This is a genomic window from Marinomonas transparens, assembly GCF_016463975.1.
In the GTDB taxonomy this organism is placed as follows: domain Bacteria; phylum Pseudomonadota; class Gammaproteobacteria; order Pseudomonadales; family Marinomonadaceae; genus Marinomonas; species Marinomonas transparens.
The window spans coordinates 266456-284639 of the sequence record NZ_JAEMNX010000002.1 but is presented as its reverse complement, the minus strand read 5'-3'; the positions used below and the strand labels follow the sequence as shown (position 1 = coordinate 284639).

Genomic DNA, 18184 nt, shown 5'->3' with positions numbered 1-18184 from the left:
GCCGTGCTCTGTATGGCGGTTTCTTCTTTACACGCTTCTGATATACAAAATATTTCTCCGGCTTCTTCCGTGTGGAAGGTGGTTGCTTCTTTGGTTTTTATTATTGCCTTGATACCTGCTTGTCTTTGGTTAATGAAGAGGTTTCAACTGGCACAAATGAAATTAGGCCGCCAATCTGACATTAAAGTGATTAGTATTCAGACCTTAGGTGCAAAAGAAAAGCTCATGCTGATTGAGGTTGAGGGAGAGCGAGTTTTGATTGGTGTAACAGGGCAGTCTATTAATCACATTAAGAGCTTTTCACCCGGCGGAAAATCTTTTGCGAAAATAATGAGTGAGACTGAGGTTGGTGATGATGCAAATAATGGCGGGGATGTAGCGTGATTCGTTTCATTTTGCTTTTATTGCTAATGCTTCCGGTTGCCTCTTGGGCTGAGGTTGGTCTTCCAGCGGTGACCATGGTTACGACTGCGGACGGTAGCGAAGAGTATAGTGTTTCGCTGCAAATTCTTTTTATTATGACTGCGCTGACCTTGTTGCCAGCGGCCCTCATGATGATGACCTCTTTCACTCGTATTATTGTTGTTTTGGCTATTTTGCGGCAAGCCATTGGTTTGCAGCAGACGCCTTCTAATCAAATTATGATTGGGATGGCGTTGTTTTTAACTTTATTTATCATGACACCTACTTTGGATAAGGTGAATGAGGTCGCTTTACAGCCCTATTTGAATGAAGAGATGACTTCTGTTCAGGCGGTTGAAGCGGCATCGGTTCCGGTGCGAAATTTCATGTTGGCCCAGACTCGGGAAGATGATATTGCTCTTTTTGTTAAGTTAGCAGGGAAAACAGGTACGATAGAGTCAATGGATGCATTGCCTTTTACGATTTTGATGCCAGCTTTTGTAACGAGTGAGTTAAAGACCGCGTTTCAGATTGGTTTTATGATTTTTATTCCTTTTCTGATTGTTGATATGGTAGTCGCTAGTGTTCTGATGGCAATGGGTATGATGATGCTGTCTCCAGTAATTATTTCTCTGCCTTTTAAAATCATGCTGTTTGTTATGGTAGATGGTTGGTCTATGATTATGGGGACATTAGCCGCGAGTTTTGGGGTTTAGTTATGGATCCTCAGGTTGTTTTATCACTATACGGTCAGGGCTTTTATTTGATTGTTTTGATCGTTGGCACTGTTATGATGCCAAGTCTGCTTGTGGGGTTGATGGTGAGCGTCTTTCAAGCTGCGACGCAAATTAATGAGCAAACACTTTCTTTTCTTCCTCGATTGATTGTCACTATTCTGGTTATTATGCAATTGGGGCCGTGGATTCTAACTAAGTTGGTGGATTTCACGACCAATCTATTTATTAATATTCCAATGATAATAGGCTAATGCTAGAGCTTAATCCTGATCAGTTGTTGAATCTTGTGATCAGTTTTCTTTTGCCTTTTTTTCGGATTGGCGCATTCTTTATGACATTGCCTTTGTTTGGTAGTCGACTTGTTAACGCCCGGCTGCGCATTGTTTTTTCTTTTACTGTTGCTGTTCTCATTACCCCTTTGGTCAATGTGCCTAGTTATGACCCTATTTCTCCTGCTTTTATTGTTCTCATTGCCGAACAGCTTGTGATTGGCTTTGTATTGGGTTTTGTGGTGACTATACTGTTTCAGATGTTTGCTTTGGCGGGTCAGCTTGCCGCAATGAAGGCTGGGTTAGGTTTTGCTATGTCGAATGACCCAGCGAACGGTATTTCGGTACCTACTATGGGGCAGTATTATTTGTCTATGGTCGCGTTGGCGTTTCTGGGTACCAATGGGCATTTGGTGATGATTGAATATCTTGCCGAAAGTTTTACTTATTGGCCCATTGGCGGTGGCTTTGATAGTCGGCGTTATTGGCAGTTAGTTCTGTTGGGCAGCTGGATGTTTGAAAAGGCGTTGTTGGTGGTGTTACCTCTCGCTATTGCGGTATTGATTATGAACTTAGCTTTTGGGGTGGTGGCGAAAGCGTCTCCACAGCTAAACGTATTTGCTCTTGGCTTTCCTATTATTATGCTGTTTTCACTGTTTTTTTTCTGGGTGATGTTAGAACAGTTTTTGGATATGTATTTATTATTTTTTGGCGAAATAACAAACTGGATGCAGACTACATGGGGGATTCGTTTGAATGGCTGAAAACGAAGATGGTAGTGAAAAAACCGAAGACGCCAGTAGTAAAAAACTTCAGGATGCCCGTAATAAAGGTAACTTAGCTCGATCAAAGGATCTAAGTTCTGCTTTGTTGTTGGTTGTTGCTGCAGTGACTATGTATGGTACAGGTACCCTTTTGGCTAGGGATTTGGCTGTTATTTTTGATTTCAATCTGACGATTGAAAGAGCAGATCTATTTGATTTGAGCCGTATGATCTTCCATCTTTATGAATCTGTTGTGGCCATGCTGGATTCTATTATTTTGCTGATGTTGGTTTTAGCGGCAGCGGGTATTGTTGGTAGTATTGCCCTAGGCGGCCTTAACTTTTCTTGGGAGCCTTTGTTGCCCAAATTAAGTAAAATGGACCCAGTCGCAGGGTTAAAGCGAATGTTCTCAGTGCAGTCTTTAGTAGAGTTGCTGAAATCCATTGCTAAGGTGACTTTGGTGGCTATTGTTGCCACCTTGGTGCTGAATTATTTTTTGGCTGAAGCGCTGGGGCTAACATTTCAAACCATTCAGTTGGCGCTCGCTCATGGCGTTGAAATTATAATTTGGGCCTTTATTTTTATTTCTCTTGCGTTGGTTTTGATTGCGGCAATTGATGTGCCTTTTCAAGTTTGGTCTCATAAAAAGAAGCTAAAGATGACTAAGCAGGAAGTGAAAGATGAATTTAAACAGCAAGAAGGTGACCCTCAGGTAAGGTCCAGAATTCGTCAACTTCAACGTCAAGCCGCCATGAATAGGATGATGTCTGATGTGCCGGAGGCGGATGTTATTATCACTAACCCAACACATTTCTCTGTTGCTCTTAAGTATGACCAGTCTGCGGGCGCAGCACCTGTTATGTTAGCAAAAGGTAGTGACTTTATTGCTTTGAAAATACGTGAAGTGGGCAATCACTATGATATCCCTGTGATACAATCTCCTCAGTTGGCTCGTGCCATTTACCACCATGCTGAAATTGGTGAAGAGATTCCTCAAGGCTTATTTCAAGTGGTTGCACAGCTTTTAGCTTATGTTTATCAATTGCGTAATGCTAGAAATGGTGCTCCTAGACCTGAGATGATGCCAAATTTGGATGTGCCTGATGAGTTTCAGTGGGATGGCAATTAATTATTTGTTAGGCGATTTTATTTCTTATAGGGCTTTTGTGTGAATTTTGACCGGAATAGAGTTGCTGGACAGGTTCAAAATATTTTTAGTGGCAATCTAGGTATTCCCATTCTGTTGTTATCGCTTTTGGCGATGATGATCTTGCCCATCCCTGCGTTCCTGTTAGATGTGCTTTTTACCTTTAATATTGCATTGGCTATCGTGGTCTTGTTGGTTGCAGTCTATTCCATGCGGCCTTTAGACTTTGCTGTTTTTCCGACGGTTTTGCTGGTTTCAACCTTGATGAGATTAGCGCTAAATGTTGCTTCTACCCGGGTGGTGTTACTTCATGGTCATGAAGGGGGGGATTCTGCTGGTAAGGTAATTGAAGCGTTCGGTGAAGTGGTGATTGGTGGTAACTACGTTGTTGGCTTTGTCGTATTTGCTATCTTGATGATTATTAACTTCGCAGTGGTAACAAAAGGTGCGGGCCGTATCTCTGAAGTTAGTGCTCGTTTTACCTTGGATGCTATGCCGGGTAAGCAAATGGCGATTGATGCAGATTTAAATGCAGGCATGATTGATGCTGACCAAGCTAAATTACGCCGTACAGAAATCGCTTCTGAAGCCGAATTTTATGGTTCTATGGATGGTGCTTCAAAGTTTGTAAAAGGGGACGCGATTGCTGGTTTGTTGATATTGGGTATCAATATAATTGGTGGTCTTGCGATAGGCATGGCGCAACATGATTTGTCTTTTAATGAGGCAATAGAACGTTATTCCCTATTAACTATTGGTGATGGTCTGGTGGCTCAATTGCCATCTCTCATGCTGTCTACTGCAGCGGCGATTATGGTAACCCGAGTTAATGAGTCCGGTGATATGGGGTCTCAAATAGTCACCCAAATGTTTGGTTCGCCAAAAGCCTTATATATTGCGGCTGGTGTGATGACTATTATGGGTATCGTGCCAGGGATGCCACACTTTTCCTTTCTTTCCTTAGCTGCCTGTATTGGTGGTTTAGCTTATTTCCTTGAATACCGTAAAAAGCAAAAGTCTCAGAAAGGGCTGAAAAGTTCCAGTAAAAGTGCTGCGGAGAGTACGACTCCAGCTGAGGTGAAGGATCTTAGCTGGGATGATGTCGCACCGGTTGATATGCTTGGTTTAGAGGTGGGATATCGCTTGATTCCTTTAGTGGACAAAACTCAAGGTGGTGAGTTGTTGGCACGTATTAAAGGGGTCCGGCGTAAGCTGTCTCAAGATTTGGGCTTTTTAGTGCCTAGTGTGCATATTCGAGATAATTTGGATTTGATGCCTAATGCTTATCGAGTCACCTTGATGGGAGTGAGTTTGGCGGAGGCTGAAGTTCATCCAGATAAGGATTTAGCGATTGATCCGGGGCAAGTGTTTGGCGTGATTGATGGTATTGCAGGTAAAGATCCATCATTTGGTCTTGATGCGGTTTGGATAGACCCAAAGAAAAGAGATCAGGCGCAGACCTATGGTTATACCGTGGTGGATGTTAGTACTGTAGTCGCGACTCATATTAATCAGATTATGCATAAGCATGCTTATGAGTTGATCGGTCACGACGAAGTTCAGCAGCTGCTGAGTTTGTTGAAACAATATAATCCTAAATTGGCAGAGGAGTTGGTGCCTAACACAGTGCCACTTAGCGTGCTTTTGAAAGTGTTGCAAAACCTGCTTGTGGAAGGTGTTCCTCTTAGAGATATGCGTACTATTGCTGAGGCTATTATGGGGGTTCAACCGAAGAGTCAGGACCCTATGGTATTGACGGCGGCCGTTCGTACTGCTTTGTCACGTTTGATTATTCAGACGCTTTCTGACGGCGTGGAAGAGATTCCAGTGCTGACTCTAGAGCCGCAGTTAGAGAAGATGTTGATGCAAACGGTACAGCAAAGTCAGCAGTCGGGTATTAAGAATGAGGAGGCGTTGATTCTTGAACCGCAAATGGCGGAGCAGTTGCAAGTTTCTCTGAGGCAGTCAGCAGAGCAGCAGGAGGTAATGGGCAATACACCTATTTTAATTGTCTCCGCTCCAATACGTCCAATGCTGGCGCGTTTTATGCGTTATGGCATGGTGAATATGTCTGTTCTTTCTTATCAGGAAGTGCCTGACCATAAACGTATTACTGTGGTGGGCGTTATTGGGCAATAGTTGCAGTTAAATGTGGTGATTTAGTCTCTATATTTGTTAAGATCTTTCGGGTAAGCTATGGATTTGTAAGCAAAATAAACAGAAAGGATTAAGTTATCCATGCAAATTAGGCGGTTTCGAGCACCTGACATGCGGCAAGCGATACGGAAAGTTCGCGATGCGGTAGGCCCTGATGCGGTCATTTTGTCAAATCAACGCCTCTCCACTGGAGAAATAGAGATAGTTGCGGCCTTAGATTACGATGGTTCGCTGCCTTCCAGCATGTCCGGTCCCAAGAAACAATCTTCATCCTATAGCGTCCAAGAAAATACTCGTAAGCCTGATCAATATATAGCCCCCAGCGCGGATTATTTGGAGCGTATAGAAAAAGCCAAGCAACAAGCGCCTAGTCAACCTAATGCTGAACATTCTTCTCTTCAAAATCAATCTGCGTCACAGTTTCAAATGCCACCATTGCCCGCAGATCAAAAAGAGCCGATTTTGGAAGAGGCATTGTCAGTACGTAGTAATGATAATGCTAAGCAGTTACGAGATATGGAGCAGGAGTTACATCGCGTACGAGAGATGTTAGAACAGCGTCAACAAAATACATCTAATAAGTCTAAAGCGGATCCGCTTGAAGAGCAGGTGCTTGAAAAGCTTAAGCATTTAGGTTTGTCTACTTCTGTTATTTCTAGATTGCTTGACGATATCGATTTGAAAGGACGAGAAGATGACTGGAATCGTTTACTTGCACACCTAGCAGATTATATACCGGTACGCTCCGGTACGACTGAATTACGTGGCTGCATTGCTTTTATGGGGCCGACAGGAGTAGGTAAAACTACTTCTATAGGTAAAATTGCAGCACAACATGTATTGAAACATGGGCCTGATGGTGTTGTGCTTATCACGACTGATACTTATCGAATTGCTGCCCATGAACAGTTACGTACCTTTGGTCGCATCCTAAATGTACCTGTTGAAGTGGTCAATGAATACACAGATTTGAATGAGGTATTGGCGAAGTATGAGCATTACTCATTAGTATTGGTTGATACGGCAGGTATGAATCCCAGAGACTCTAATCTTGAACGACAACTTTTAATGATGAAGCGTGCTCGGGCAAATTTAAAGAAATTATTAGTTTTACCCTGCACTAGTCAACGACAGGTATTAAAGGCTGTTGTTGATGTTTATTCCCAAGTTCAATTAGACGGTTGTGTGTTAAGTAAGCTTGATGAATCCGCTTCACTTGGTGAGGCGATTAGTGTGGTTATTGAAGAAGGGCTACCTGTTGTTTATATTGCAGATGGCCAACGAATTCCTGATGATATTGAACCAGCTAGGGCACATAACCTAATTAGCCGGGCTGTTTATACTGCGGAGCACTATAGTCAGCTTTATAGTGCTCTAAAGTATGGTAGTTAGTTGGTAGTTAGTAAAATTATGTTATTACTGAAAGCGCTAAGCTGAACTATGTAGTACAGTTAATTGGCGCAACAAACTTTAATAGTGAAGGTTGCTTAGACTGTTTTATGCAAACCAAAAATATATACGACACTTACTCTAAAAAAGCGACACTGTCGATTGATGCGATTGTGGAGCAGTATGGATACCTGGTTAAGAAGATTGCTTACCATTTACTGGCGCGTTTACCAGACAGTGTTGACATAGATGACTTAACTCAAGCTGGCATGATGGGGTTGATCGAAGCTTATAAACGCTTTGAATCCACCAAGGGAGCAAGTTTTGAAACGTATGCGGGGATTCGTATTCGTGGTTCCATTATGGACGAGGTGCGAAAAACCGATTGGGCACCTCGCTCGGTAAGGCGTAATGGTCGAGCTGTTACTAATGCCATAAAAGAATTAGAAGCTAAAGCTGGTAGAGAAGTATCCGATATGGAAGTGGCTGCCCATATGGGTATTAGTATGGAGGAATATCATGAAATGATTCAGTCCTCTATGTCGACACAGTTATTTAGTTATGAAGAAATACTGGACTCAGATACTAATCATTTAGATAGTTTTGCATCTAGTGTAGAGAATACTCCTTATTCATTAACTGAAGAAGGGGGGTTCCAGAAACAATTAGCAAAAGAAATAGATGAGCTACCAGAAAGAGAAAAATTAGTGTTATCTCTTTATTATAATGAAGAATTAAATTTAAAAGAAATTGGTGCTGTATTAGGCGTTAGTGAATCAAGAGTGAGTCAAATACATAGCCAAGCGGCTATGCGATTACGAGCTCGACTAAGTAATTGGCGAGATTAAATTATGAGTTGTGAAATATTACCTTTGGGGTGTGGAGGTTGCATTGGATAAAAACATGAAAATCCTGATTGTTGATGACTTCTCGACAATGAGACGAATCATCAAAAACTTATTACGGGATTTGGGATTTACCAATACAGTTGAAGCGGATGATGGAACTACTGCATTGCCTATCCTTCAAGCTGGATCAATTGATTTTCTCGTAACTGACTGGAATATGCCAGGTATGACAGGTATTGAATTACTTCGTGCTGTCCGTGCCGACGAAAAACTAAAAAGTATCCCGGTTCTTATGGTAACCGCGGAAGCGAAGCGTGATCAGATTATCTCTGCAGCTCAGGCTGGTGTTAATGGATATGTGGTTAAGCCGTTTACTGCCGTCGCTCTTAAGGAAAAAATTGAGAAAATATTCGAACGAATAGATTCCGTCAAATAGGGACTTTAAATGTCAAATACATTGAGACCTGACCTAGGGGAATTTGAACACCTAGTTAAAGATGGCGCAGTAGATCTTTTGGCTCATATTGAATCAGGAGACTTTAGTGGCGCTATAAAAATCATTCAAGAATTGAGTGAGGCACGCCATACAAGTTTTTATAATGAGGTTGGCACGTTAACTCGTAGTTTGCATGATGCTATTCGTGACTTCCAAGTAGATTCCCTGAATCTAGTCGAAGATGATGGCACTTCTGATGATGCAAGTAGAATGACAGATGCCTCTGATCGTTTGACTTATGTCATTGAAATGACCAATTCTGCTGCTAATAAAACTATGGATATGGTTGATAGTAGCGTACCTGTCGCTTCGGAATTGAAAGCTCAGGCGAAAAGTTTGCGAAAAGATTGGGGGCGCTTGATTCAACGAGATTTAACTCCTCAAGAATTTCGTAACTTATATAAACGAATCGATACTTTTTTAGAGTATGCAGACGATAGTGCGACTACCTTGCACTCAAACCTCAACACAATTCTTCTAGAGCAGGGTTACCAAGACCTTACTGGTCAGGTGATTACTAGAGTGAATGATTTAATTCGAGATGTGGAAGAAAAACTTGTGCATCTTGTTGCTGTTGCTGGACGCGTTGATAGCATCTCGGGAATTGAACACAAAGAGAGTGAGTCAGAACACGATGATACTCGTGGATATGGCCCAGCTATTAATAAACAAGACAGTCCTGAAGTGCTGAATAATCAAGACGAAGTGGACGACTTGTTATCAAGTCTTGGTTTCTAAAAGGAGCAGGGGATGAGTTTCGAGCTCGATGAAGAAATACTACAAGATTTTTTGGTAGAAGCTGGTGAAATTCTAGAACAGCTTTCCGAACAACTCGTAGATTTGGAGCAAAACCCAGAAGATAAACCGTTGTTGAATGCTATATTTCGTGGCTTCCATACGGTTAAGGGTGGCGCTGGATTCTTACAATTAACAGCTTTGGTTGATTGTTGTCACTATGCTGAAAACGTTTTTGACATTTTAAGGAATGGTCAACGTCATATTGATTCCGATTTAATGGATATCGTTTTACAAGCATTGGATGCAGTTAATGAAATGTTTGACTCCGTTCGTGCAGGTGTAGAGCCTGAACGAGCCTCTCCCGAGCTTATTGATGCGCTTAAGGCTTATTCTGTGGCGCCAACAGAGGAAGAATTAGCGGGTGGCGGTGAAGAAGAAGCCGTTACGGCGGATGAGCCAGAAGATGTTGCCGAAGATGCTGAACCAGCAAGTGAAGGCGAAGAAGGTTCCGTTGATATTTCTGATGACGAATTCGAATCTTTACTTGATGCATTGGGTGATGAGCCTAGTGCTGATACACCTCCTACTCCAGCAGAAGCATCTTCTAGTGATGAAATTACAGAAGGTGAATTTGATGCCTTGTTGGACCAGCTTCATGGTGGTGCGCCAGGTGTTGCAGGAAATGATGCGAAAAAAGCGCCTGAACCGGAAGCTTCAAGTTCGAGTGATGAAATTACTGAGGACGAATTTGAGCAATTACTAGATAAACTTCATGGTGAGGATGCTCCGAGCCCAGCGGATAAAGCGGATAGCTCGGCTGAAAAACCTAAGAAACCAGAGGCTCCTAAAGCGCCAGAAACGCCCCCACCAGCAGGTGGTGATTCTGACCTCATTACAGATGATGAGTTTGAGTCACTTTTAGATACTCTACAGGAACAGGGTAAGGCGCCGGGGGCTGATGCAGCCGCTAAAAAGGATGAGCCTAAAGCTCAGCCTAAACCTGCTCCCAAGCCAAAGGCTGCGGCACCTAAACCAGCAGCTGCGCCAGCACCTAAACCAGCCACCGCTGCAAAAGATGCTGCACCAGCTAAAGAAAAAGCAGCGAATGCTCCTGTTACTCAAGAGGCAACAGTTCGAGTTGATACTAAGCGTTTAGATGACATTATGAACATGGTTGGTGAACTTGTATTGGTTCGAAATCGACTGGTTCGTTTAGGTCTTCAAAGTGAAGACGAGTCAATGGGTAAGGCGGTAGCCAACCTAGATGTTGTGACGGGGGATTTACAAAATGCTGTAATGAAAACTCGTATGCAACCTATCAAAAAGGTATTTGGTCGTTTCCCTCGAGTGGTTCGAGACTTGGCTCGTAATATGAAGAAAGAGGTTAACCTCATTCTTCGTGGTGAAGAAACAGACTTAGATAAAAACCTTGTTGAGGCGTTAGCGGATCCACTTGTTCACTTGGTGAGAAACTCAGTGGATCACGGTGTAGAAGGGCCTGATGCACGTGAAGCGAGCGGTAAGTCTAGAGTGGGTACTGTTGTGCTTTCGGCTCAGCAGGAAGGTGATCATATATTGTTATCCATTGAGGATGACGGCGCTGGTATGGACCCAGACTTCCTCCGTGGAAAAGCGGTTGAAAAAGGTCTAATGGATGCCGATGCTGCGGATCGTTTGTCTGATAATGAAGCCTTTAACCTTATCTTTGCTCCAGGTTTTTCTACCAAGGTAGAAATCACTGATGTATCTGGTCGTGGTGTTGGGATGGATGTGGTGAAAACCAAGATATCTCAGCTAAACGGTACATTGGATATTAAATCTGTGCTTGGTCAAGGCTCACAATTTATTATCAAGGTGCCATTGACACTTGCGATAATGCCGACATTGATGGTGACATTAGCGGATCAGGCTTTTGCCTTCCCATTAGTGAGTGTTAATGAAATTTTCCATCTGAACCTGAAGAAAACGAACATCGTTGATGGCCAACAGGTGGTCGTTATTCGAGGCAAAACGTTGCCTATTTTCCATCTGAAGAGTTGGTTAATTAAAGGCGCGCATGCAGATGAGCATACTTCAGAAGCTCATGTTGTAGTTGTCCAAGTTGGAATTAGTGAAGTTGGCTTTGTGGTTGATCAATTAGTTGGTCAGGAAGAGGTCGTTATAAAACCATTAGGTAAGATGTTGCAGGGTACTGCTGGTATGGCTGGTGCAACTATTACTGGTGATGGCCGTATTGCAATCATTCTAGATGTTCCCAGTATGTTGAAAAGCTATGCATCAACAAGGTAACAGATTTTTCATTTAGGGGATGTTGTATGCCTGTAAAGGTGTTGGTTGTTGATGATTCTGGCTTTTTCAGACGCCGTCTTGTTGAAATATTTGAAGCTGACCCTAGGTTGACTGTTATTGGAACAGCAAACAATGGGCAAGAAGCAATAGATAAGGTTCAGTCTTTATCTCCTGATGTGGTTACCATGGATTATGAAATGCCGGTTTTGGATGGTATTTCAGCGGTAGTTAACATTATGGAGCTTAAGCCTACCCCGGTACTTATGTTCTCCTCTTTGACTCATGAGGGCGCACAGGTCACTTTGGATGCTTTGGAAGCTGGTGCTGTTGATTTTATGCCAAAGAATTTCGAGGATATCTCTCGAGATTCTGCGGTTGTTAAGCACACCTTGGTTGAACGTGTTCTGACGGTGGCGAGAACTCGTCTACCTGGTGCACGTGGGCCGGTTGCAGCACTAGCACCGCGTGCTGCTCCTAAGCCAATCGTTACTGAACGAGGTGTCATTATTCCTCGTGCAAGGAAGCGTGTTAGTTTGGTCGCAATCGGGACTTCTACCGGTGGTCCAATGGCGCTGCAGGCAGTTTTGAGTAAATTACCTAAAGATTTTTCTGCTCCCTTAGTATTGGTTCAGCATATGCCTGCGGCCTTTACGGGGGCTTTTGCTGAACGCTTGAATAATATCTGCCAGATATCAGTGAGAGAAGCGCAAGATGGTGATCGTTTAGAGGCTGGTTTGGCTTTATTGGCGCCGGGCGGTAAACAGATGATGGTAGATTCTCGGAATGGCGGTTGTGTTCGTATTCTTGATGGTGATGAAAGGCTGAATTATAAACCGTCAGTTGATGTTACTTTTGGTTCTGCATCTAAGTGTTACCCAGGAAAAGTACTATCTGTTGTCATGACTGGGATGGGAGTTGATGGTCGTGAAGGCTCCCGAATGCTAAAAAGCTCTGGCTCCAAAGTTTGGATTCAGAATGAAGAGTCCTGTGTTATTTATGGTATGCCAATGGCGGTAGAAAAAGCGGGCTTGGCTGACGAAATTCTCGACCTTGATCATATTGGTGAGCGCATCGCGCGCGAGGTTAGCTAGTGGACTTAATGACCTTAGCTGGCCTCATTATTGCCTTCAGTTCGGTCCTTCTGGCTAATTGGCTTGGTGGTGGGGAAGTCATACTTCTCCTCAATCTTCCTTCCGCTATTATTGTTGTTGTCGGTAGTATTGGTGCGACGCTAATCCAAAGTAATGTGAGAGAAGCCATTCGCGCTATTGCGCTGATTAAGTGGAGTCTTTTTCCTCCTGTTTACGACTTCAATTCTGCCCGTACGGCATTAAATAATCTTGCACATAAAGCACGACGTCTTTCTTTATTATCTTTAGAAGAAGATGTTGCTTTACTTGCTAATCCATTCGCATCACGAGCTTTGCAGATGGCGATTGATGGCGCTGATCCAGAATTATTAGCGGATCGATTACATGATGAAGCTGCTCGTATTCGTGATAAGCGAATGAGCAGTATTGGCTTTTTAGAGTCTATTGGTGGTTACGCCCCGACATTGGGTATCATGGGCTCGGTACTTGGTTTGATCCAAGCCATGGCTAATCTGGATAGCCCAGAAGCCCTTGGGCATGGTATCGCGGTGGCATTTGTTTCGACACTTTACGGACAAGGTTTTGCTAATCTGGTTGTTTTTCCCATTGTGAAAAAGTTAACAGGTTATGCTGATCAGGAATTGCTTTATCATCAGCTTTTGATCGATGGCGTGCATGGTATTGCAGTCGGAAAGCATCCCCATCGCTTAGAGCTTGAGTTAAATACTTATGAGTGAAACATCATCACCTCGTAGGTCGTCAAGACGGCGACAAGCGGTAATTAAGTCGGCGAATACTAGCAGCTCCTTGGGGCGGGACCGCTGGTTATTATCCTATGCTGATTTTATTACCTTACTGTTTGCTTTCTTTGTCGCCTTGTACTCTATTGCCATACAGCATAAGGGGGACGAGGTAAGGTTGACCGAAACGCTTTATGGTGTGTTTGATGCCGTTCAAAAATCGATTAAGCCTATTAATATAGGTGAGCCGATTATTGGCGATCCAAAAGATATTAAGTTTGAGGACGCAGCGCCAGTACCCGCAGCAACTCCTGTCGCAGATAAAAAGCCCCAAGATACTTCACCTTCTGTCGTCTTCTCTTTATTAAAGCAAGTCGTAGAAGAGCAATTTCAAGGCTTGCAGCAATCTGGACAAATAAATATTTCTGAATCCGCGGATTGGGTGAGTTTGGAATTGAAGTCTGGTTTATTGTTTGGTGAGAGTGAGTATGAATTATCCAATGAAGCGGTTGCCTTATTGATGTTGGTTTCCAATGTAATGATAAGTTATCCGTCTGTCATCATGGTTGAAGGTAACACAGATAATTTACCAACTAACTCAAGTAGGCTGGCTTCGAATTGGCATTTATCAAGCTTACGCGCCGCTTCTGTAGTTGATGAATTAGTTTATCAAGGCGTGAATCCTAAAATGATAGCGCCAATTGGTTTTTCCAGTGAGCGACCTAAAGTACGAAATACCAATACTTATGCTCGTCAACAGAATCGTCGAGTGACTTTACGAATCAGTAAACGCAACGCTAGTAATCTGTATGATTACTTGTTTAAGTAGTCTATTACTGTATATGATTGCAAAGAATTCATAAGTAAAATAATGGCATAGTGTATCAGGGGAGTTGGAGTGCACATTTGGGCAGTGGCGAATCAGAAAGGTGGAGTAGGTAAAACAACGACGGTTGTTTCCTTGGCAGGGTTATTGGCTGACGCTGGTAATCGGGTGTTGATGGTCGATCTTGATCCACATGGTTCATTGACTAGCTATTTTCGTTTTGATCCTGATTCTATAGAACACAGTGCTTATGATCTTTTTCAAGCTGCGGGAAAAATACCTGAAACTTTGCCTGCGACATTAATGCTTGAAACGGGCCATCCAAACTTATCGTTATTGCCTGCCTCGACAGCTCTAGCGACGTTAGAACGTCATGCTCAAGCACAAGGGGGCATGGGGTTAGTTATTTCTAAAACCCTAGCTATCTTATGGGATGACTATGATTATGTGTTAATAGATAGCCCACCAGTATTGGGGGTATTGATGATTAATGCATTAGCGGCTTGTCAGCAATTAGTGATTCCTGTGCAAACGGAGTTTCTTGCAATAAAAGGTCTTGAACGTATGGTCCGGACTTTAACTATGATTAATAGAGCGAGAAAGCGTCCCGTTCCTTATCTGATAGTGCCGACGCTTTTTGATCGTCGTACTCAAGCTTCCAATAAAAGCTTACGAAGTTTAAAAGACACCTATGAAGAGCTGGTTTGGCATTCTGTCATTCCGGTTGATACAAAATTAAGAGATGCAAGCACCGCAGGTATCGCACCTTCAGCATTAGATCCTAATGCTAGGGGGGTGAAAGCTTACATGAGTCTTATGGACTCTTTGCTGAACCCAGCGACGGTATAGTAGCAATATATGAAAGATACAAAGATTAAAGACCAAACCTTAGTCGGACCGCAAATGGCGGTACAGCGTTATCTTGATGATTTATTGCAAGAGGCGACGTCAGGTCTTGTTGTAGAAGAAAGTGTTGCGCTAGAAGTGGAATCAGAAGAGCCTCTTGAAAGTGCACAAGAGGTTGTTGAGGAAGGTGGGCTGAGTGAAGAAGAGTTATCTTCTCTTGATGCTTCCTTTGAAGATTTTGAAAATGCCATAGCACAAGCCTTACCTGAAGAGTTGCTTGAGGAAGGTGAAGAAACCACTATTATAGAGCCAGAGCCAGAGCCAGAGCCAGAGCCAGAGCCAGAGCCAGAACTAAATAAGCGAGTTGCAAAAACAGACCCTTTACCCTGGGCAACAAGTCGATTTGAGTGCCTGTTGTTTTATGTTGGGGGGCTGAAAATGGCAGTTCCCTTGGTTGAATTAGGTGGTATTCATCAGGGTAACCAAGAAAAGTTGACGTCTATATTTGGCCAACCGGATTGGTTTATGGGGGTCTCAAATGTTGGTGATTACAATATTCGTACAGTAGATACCGCCCGTTGGGTGATGCCCGACCATTATCAGGGTGAGTTAAAAGAGCACTTTAAGTTTGTGATACAGCTTGATCGAACCGATTGGGGCGTGGCCTGCGAAGAGGTTGCGGAAGCTATTTCACTGGAGCCATCTCAAGTTAAATGGCGCAGTGATAGAAGTAAAAGGCCATGGTTAGCAGGCACGGTAATTGACCATATGTGTGCCATACTAGATGTACAAGGTTTTATTGAACTGTTAGATGATCCTGCTAATGGATTTAGAGAATTACACAAATAATCGCAATGGTCATTAGATGATCTCGGAGGCTAATTATGACGACTAGCGTAGCATTGAAAGACACTAACGGATCTGAAGATCCGATGTTGCAATGGGTAACATTTAGACTAGAAAATGAAATCTACGGCGTTAACGTAATGCAGGTAAAAGAAGTGTTGCGCTATACCGAGATTGCCCCAGTACCAGGGGCACCAAAATTTGTATTAGGTATTATTCACCTTCGTGGTACTGTTGTGACAGTTATTGATACCTGTCAACGTTTTGGTTTGCCATCAGGTGAAATCACTGACTCTACACGTATTATGATCTTAGAAGTAGAAGGTCATGTTATCGGTATTTTAGTGGATGCAGTTTCTGAAGTGGTGTATTTACGCCAATCTGAGATCGAAGTCTCTCCAAGTGTGGGCAATGATGAATCGTCGAAATTTATTCAGGGCGTTTGTCATAAAAATGATACCCTATTGATTCTTGTGGATCTTGATAAGCTTCTGTCTGAAGATGAATGGTCTGAAATAGGCTCAATGTAAGCACTAAGGTAGTTGTACTTGATGGAATCTCAATGGTTATTTAACCTTTTGCTCATTCTTCAGTTTGTAATTTTGATCGCGGTTACCTTGTGGGCTTTTCGCTTGTCTGGTCGATTGAAAGATCTAACAAAGCGACATATAGAAACGGATTTAAACCAAAAGAAGCAAGTGCAGGTACTTGCTTCTGGTTCGATAGGGATGGGGCGACGTTTAGTCGCCATTGAGAAAAAGCTTAATATTGCAGTAGAAAGGCAGTCAGAAATTTTAGCGAAAGAAGGTAATGTTTCTTACAATCGTGCCATGGAGCTACTTGGCATGGGAGCGACCATTGATGATCTTGTCTCTAAATGTGGTCTGATTCGTGCTGAAGCTGAGTTGATTAGTTTATTGAAAAAAGAGTCCAGTCGAAACTCCGACTACCATTGAGTCTCTTTAAGTTTGTGGGCAAAAGCGATAATTTCGGCCACAGCTAAATACAGAGACTCTGGTATTTCCTCTCCTAGCTCTAACGTACCAAGCATTTCTACCAGTTCTGGGCTCTGGTGTAGCGTGATATCATTTGCCTGGGCGACCTCCATTATTTTTTCCGCCACTAGGCCTGTCCCTTTTGCCGTGACGACTGGGGCGGCGCTATAATCATATTTCAGTGCAACGGCTTTTTTCATCAGGTTCTCACATCGATAAGCGACTGATTGTGGTTGGTAGTTGGTTTATCTTCCTGTAATTTGGCTTGGAATACATCGAGCCGTTCTACTTCTATATCCTTTTCAGCTAATTGCTTCTTTAACTGTGCCATATTTTGACGTAATTTTTGGACGGTTTCAGGGTTTTCAGCAGCGAATATAACGCCTACTTTGTCTCCTTGGATGCTGGTACGAGCTTCAAAAGGGCCTGTTTCTTCAAAATCAAACTTTAGTTTGACCAACCAGCGTCTTTCATGGTCTGGTTTTTCATTGTCTTTCGCTTCTTGGTCGATTTGTATGCCGATTAGGTTACTGGTCAGACCATCCTTTATAGGTAACTCAATGTTTAAAGGGTAGGTCTGTGCACCCATTTGATTTGGGTCGGAAAAATGACGTAGCTGGTTGGTAGTAATGCGCTCTATAGCATTGGCGATTTGTTCCGTTGGAAAACTTACTGGACGGGCTATGTTGCTTTCTTGAGTATTGTTCAGCCGAGTTAAATTCAGCTTTAAATCCGCGGGTAATTGAGGGTTATTATTTTTTAGCAAGGATTCAGAAAATAGCCCACTGCTTTGAATGGCTTGCTTCATGGCGGCAGGAGAATCCATGAGACTGGTTAAATTGGGGATGTTTTGTATTAATTGTGAAAGTGCTTGTTGTATCCGTGGTGGTAAGTTTGCTGATGTAGAGGCATTTAAGCTTTGTAATTGTTTAATAAGTAGTGACATATCGTTAGAGGACAGTTGCTTTGGTAGACTCTGTTTGAGTGCTTCCATCGCTAAAGGAAGGGAAGTATTGGTTTTATTTGGTAGTACTTGAACATTATTATTTGCATCAACCAGTACCCTGACCACATCGCCTTTTTTTAACATTGTTTGACTAAGGATTGGAAACTCATCTTGCCCATCTGTGACCATGGCTAACTGAGTATTGGGTGTGGCATTTGGGTTAGCTGGAATAGAGGTGACGGTCAAGTTGATCACTCTTGATGCCATGGTAAGGTTTTGAACTTGATTTTGTATTGGGTTCTGGGTCGCTGTATTTTGTGTTCCTGTAGGGAAGGTTAAACTTGCTTGAGTATGATTACTGGTGCTGAGTTGTGCGCTTTTATCTCCTAGTGTTGGGATAGGTGTTCCAGTGTTGATAAGCGAGAAGGCTTGTTGTTGGGATGTGGTTGCCTGTAACAACTGAGCGGGTTTGCCTTGGATATTAATTGCTTCACTACTGATTAGTTTGATTGGACTGAGGCTTTCAATGAGTTTAATTTCGCTGCTGAGTTTGGCGAGAGGCCCAGTGTTTGTTAAAACCGTATGGTTGCTACTAGAGCGATTCTGCGATGAATTTAGCATTGAATTAATGTTAGATATCATACTCGCCTGCCTAGTA

General features: G+C 42.9%; 20 protein-coding genes. 18 read left to right on the top strand and 2 right to left on the bottom strand.

From position 1 onward, the window contains the following. Positions 1 to 12 precede the first annotated feature (12 nt). The 18 genes from fliO to I8J31_RS03695 all read left to right on the top strand — a co-directional run bounded on the left by fliO (position 13) and on the right by I8J31_RS03695 (position 16541). The gene (gene fliO, locus I8J31_RS03780; RefSeq protein WP_199466958.1) at positions 13 to 384 is read left to right on the top strand and encodes a flagellar biosynthetic protein FliO; all 372 of its coding nucleotides are present in this window, start codon (positions 13 to 15) and stop codon (positions 382 to 384) included. Beyond that, positions 381 to 1118 (top strand): flagellar type III secretion system pore protein FliP, encoded by a 738-nt coding sequence (gene fliP / locus I8J31_RS03775; RefSeq protein ID WP_325101165.1) that lies wholly within the window; start codon positions 381 to 383, stop codon positions 1116 to 1118. The genes fliO and fliP overlap by 4 nt, the downstream gene beginning before the upstream one ends. Positions 1119 to 1120: 2 nt before the next feature. Then, positions 1121 to 1390 (top strand): flagellar biosynthesis protein FliQ, encoded by a 270-nt coding sequence (fliQ, locus tag I8J31_RS03770; protein WP_199466957.1) that lies wholly within the window; start codon positions 1121 to 1123, stop codon positions 1388 to 1390. Continuing rightward, a complete protein-coding gene (gene fliR, locus I8J31_RS03765; protein WP_199466956.1) occupies positions 1390 to 2172 on the top strand; it encodes a flagellar biosynthetic protein FliR in 783 nt (260 codons plus the stop codon). The genes fliQ and fliR overlap by 1 nt, the downstream gene beginning before the upstream one ends. Beyond that, the gene (gene flhB / locus I8J31_RS03760) at positions 2165 to 3301 is read left to right on the top strand and encodes a flagellar biosynthesis protein FlhB (protein WP_199466955.1); all 1137 of its coding nucleotides are present in this window, start codon (positions 2165 to 2167) and stop codon (positions 3299 to 3301) included. Before fliR ends, flhB begins: the two co-directional genes overlap by 8 nt. A gap of 39 nt (positions 3302 to 3340) precedes the next feature. Further along, a complete protein-coding gene (gene flhA / locus I8J31_RS03755) occupies positions 3341 to 5458 on the top strand; it encodes a flagellar biosynthesis protein FlhA (RefSeq protein WP_199466954.1) in 2118 nt (705 codons plus the stop codon). Between the two features lie 129 nt (positions 5459 to 5587). Beyond that, a complete protein-coding gene (flhF, locus tag I8J31_RS03750) occupies positions 5588 to 6868 on the top strand; it encodes a flagellar biosynthesis GTPase FlhF (protein ID WP_233402568.1) in 1281 nt (426 codons plus the stop codon). A gap of 107 nt (positions 6869 to 6975) precedes the next feature. Then, positions 6976 to 7713 carry an RNA polymerase sigma factor FliA gene (locus tag I8J31_RS03745; RefSeq protein ID WP_199466952.1) on the top strand — a complete coding sequence of 246 codons (738 nt, stop codon included), beginning with the start codon at positions 6976 to 6978 and terminating at the stop codon, positions 7711 to 7713. Between the two features lie 55 nt (positions 7714 to 7768). Next, positions 7769 to 8149, top strand: coding sequence for a chemotaxis response regulator CheY (locus I8J31_RS03740; protein WP_438941485.1), 381 nt, complete (start codon positions 7769 to 7771; stop codon positions 8147 to 8149). A gap of 9 nt (positions 8150 to 8158) precedes the next feature. After that, entirely contained in the window at positions 8159 to 8947 is a 789-nt protein-coding gene (locus I8J31_RS03735; RefSeq protein ID WP_199466950.1) for a protein phosphatase CheZ, read from the top strand. Between the two features lie 12 nt (positions 8948 to 8959). Further along, positions 8960 to 11236 carry a chemotaxis protein CheA gene (locus I8J31_RS03730; protein ID WP_199466949.1) on the top strand — a complete coding sequence of 759 codons (2277 nt, stop codon included), beginning with the start codon at positions 8960 to 8962 and terminating at the stop codon, positions 11234 to 11236. Between the two features lie 26 nt (positions 11237 to 11262). Beyond that, positions 11263 to 12327, top strand: coding sequence for a protein-glutamate methylesterase/protein-glutamine glutaminase (locus tag I8J31_RS03725; protein ID WP_199466948.1), 1065 nt, complete (start codon positions 11263 to 11265; stop codon positions 12325 to 12327). 8 nt (positions 12328 to 12335) lie between these two features. Then, complete coding sequence (locus I8J31_RS03720) at positions 12336 to 13064, top strand: motility protein A (RefSeq protein ID WP_233402567.1); 729 nt, start codon at positions 12336 to 12338, stop codon at positions 13062 to 13064. Next, a complete protein-coding gene (locus I8J31_RS03715) occupies positions 13057 to 13896 on the top strand; it encodes an OmpA family protein (RefSeq protein ID WP_199466946.1) in 840 nt (279 codons plus the stop codon). Before I8J31_RS03720 ends, I8J31_RS03715 begins: the two co-directional genes overlap by 8 nt. Positions 13897 to 13965: 69 nt before the next feature. Further along, positions 13966 to 14742 (top strand): ParA family protein, encoded by a 777-nt coding sequence (locus I8J31_RS03710; protein ID WP_199466945.1) that lies wholly within the window; start codon positions 13966 to 13968, stop codon positions 14740 to 14742. Positions 14743 to 14751: 9 nt separating this feature from the next. Further along, the gene (locus tag I8J31_RS03705) at positions 14752 to 15588 is read left to right on the top strand and encodes a chemotaxis protein CheW (RefSeq protein WP_199466944.1); all 837 of its coding nucleotides are present in this window, start codon (positions 14752 to 14754) and stop codon (positions 15586 to 15588) included. A 35-nt stretch (positions 15589 to 15623) separates the two neighbouring features. Then, positions 15624 to 16115, top strand: coding sequence for a chemotaxis protein CheW (locus tag I8J31_RS03700; RefSeq protein ID WP_199466943.1), 492 nt, complete (start codon positions 15624 to 15626; stop codon positions 16113 to 16115). Positions 16116 to 16136: 21 nt separating this feature from the next. After that, a complete protein-coding gene (locus I8J31_RS03695) occupies positions 16137 to 16541 on the top strand; it encodes a DUF2802 domain-containing protein (RefSeq protein ID WP_199467111.1) in 405 nt (134 codons plus the stop codon). Here I8J31_RS03695 and I8J31_RS03690 read toward each other — a convergent pair. Beyond that, a complete protein-coding gene (locus I8J31_RS03690) occupies positions 16532 to 16780 on the bottom strand; it encodes an EscU/YscU/HrcU family type III secretion system export apparatus switch protein (protein ID WP_199466942.1) in 249 nt (82 codons plus the stop codon). The genes I8J31_RS03695 and I8J31_RS03690 overlap by 10 nt on opposite strands. Beyond that, positions 16780 to 18168 (bottom strand): flagellar hook-length control protein FliK, encoded by a 1389-nt coding sequence (gene fliK / locus I8J31_RS03685; protein WP_199466941.1) that lies wholly within the window; start codon positions 18166 to 18168, stop codon positions 16780 to 16782. Before fliK ends, I8J31_RS03690 begins: the two co-directional genes overlap by 1 nt. Positions 18169 to 18184: the final 16 nt, after the last annotated feature.

Excerpts from the sequence above, each read along its gene's own strand:
- fliO (WP_199466958.1), top strand. The coding sequence starts at position 13 with ATGGCGGTTTCTTCTTTACACGCTTCTGATATACAAAATATTTCTCCG.
- fliQ (WP_199466957.1), top strand. The coding sequence starts at position 1,121 with ATGGATCCTCAGGTTGTTTTATCACTATACGGTCAGGGCTTTTATTTG.
- fliR (WP_199466956.1), top strand. The coding sequence starts at position 1,390 with ATGCTAGAGCTTAATCCTGATCAGTTGTTGAATCTTGTGATCAGTTTT.
- flhB (WP_199466955.1), top strand. The coding sequence starts at position 2,165 with ATGGCTGAAAACGAAGATGGTAGTGAAAAAACCGAAGACGCCAGTAGT.
- flhF (WP_233402568.1), top strand. The coding sequence starts at position 5,588 with ATGCGGCAAGCGATACGGAAAGTTCGCGATGCGGTAGGCCCTGATGCG.
- I8J31_RS03745 (WP_199466952.1), top strand. The coding sequence starts at position 6,976 with ATGCAAACCAAAAATATATACGACACTTACTCTAAAAAAGCGACACTG.
- I8J31_RS03740 (WP_438941485.1), top strand. The coding sequence starts at position 7,769 with ATGAAAATCCTGATTGTTGATGACTTCTCGACAATGAGACGAATCATC.
- I8J31_RS03735 (WP_199466950.1), top strand. The coding sequence starts at position 8,159 with ATGTCAAATACATTGAGACCTGACCTAGGGGAATTTGAACACCTAGTT.
- I8J31_RS03730 (WP_199466949.1), top strand. The coding sequence starts at position 8,960 with ATGAGTTTCGAGCTCGATGAAGAAATACTACAAGATTTTTTGGTAGAA.
- I8J31_RS03725 (WP_199466948.1), top strand. The coding sequence starts at position 11,263 with ATGCCTGTAAAGGTGTTGGTTGTTGATGATTCTGGCTTTTTCAGACGC.
- I8J31_RS03720 (WP_233402567.1), top strand. The coding sequence starts at position 12,336 with ATGACCTTAGCTGGCCTCATTATTGCCTTCAGTTCGGTCCTTCTGGCT.
- I8J31_RS03715 (WP_199466946.1), top strand. The coding sequence starts at position 13,057 with ATGAGTGAAACATCATCACCTCGTAGGTCGTCAAGACGGCGACAAGCG.
- I8J31_RS03705 (WP_199466944.1), top strand. The coding sequence starts at position 14,752 with ATGAAAGATACAAAGATTAAAGACCAAACCTTAGTCGGACCGCAAATG.
- I8J31_RS03700 (WP_199466943.1), top strand. The coding sequence starts at position 15,624 with ATGACGACTAGCGTAGCATTGAAAGACACTAACGGATCTGAAGATCCG.
- I8J31_RS03695 (WP_199467111.1), top strand. The coding sequence starts at position 16,137 with ATGGAATCTCAATGGTTATTTAACCTTTTGCTCATTCTTCAGTTTGTA.
- I8J31_RS03690 (WP_199466942.1), bottom strand. The coding sequence starts at position 16,780 with ATGAAAAAAGCCGTTGCACTGAAATATGATTATAGCGCCGCCCCAGTC.
- fliK (WP_199466941.1), bottom strand. The coding sequence starts at position 18,168 with ATGATATCTAACATTAATTCAATGCTAAATTCATCGCAGAATCGCTCT.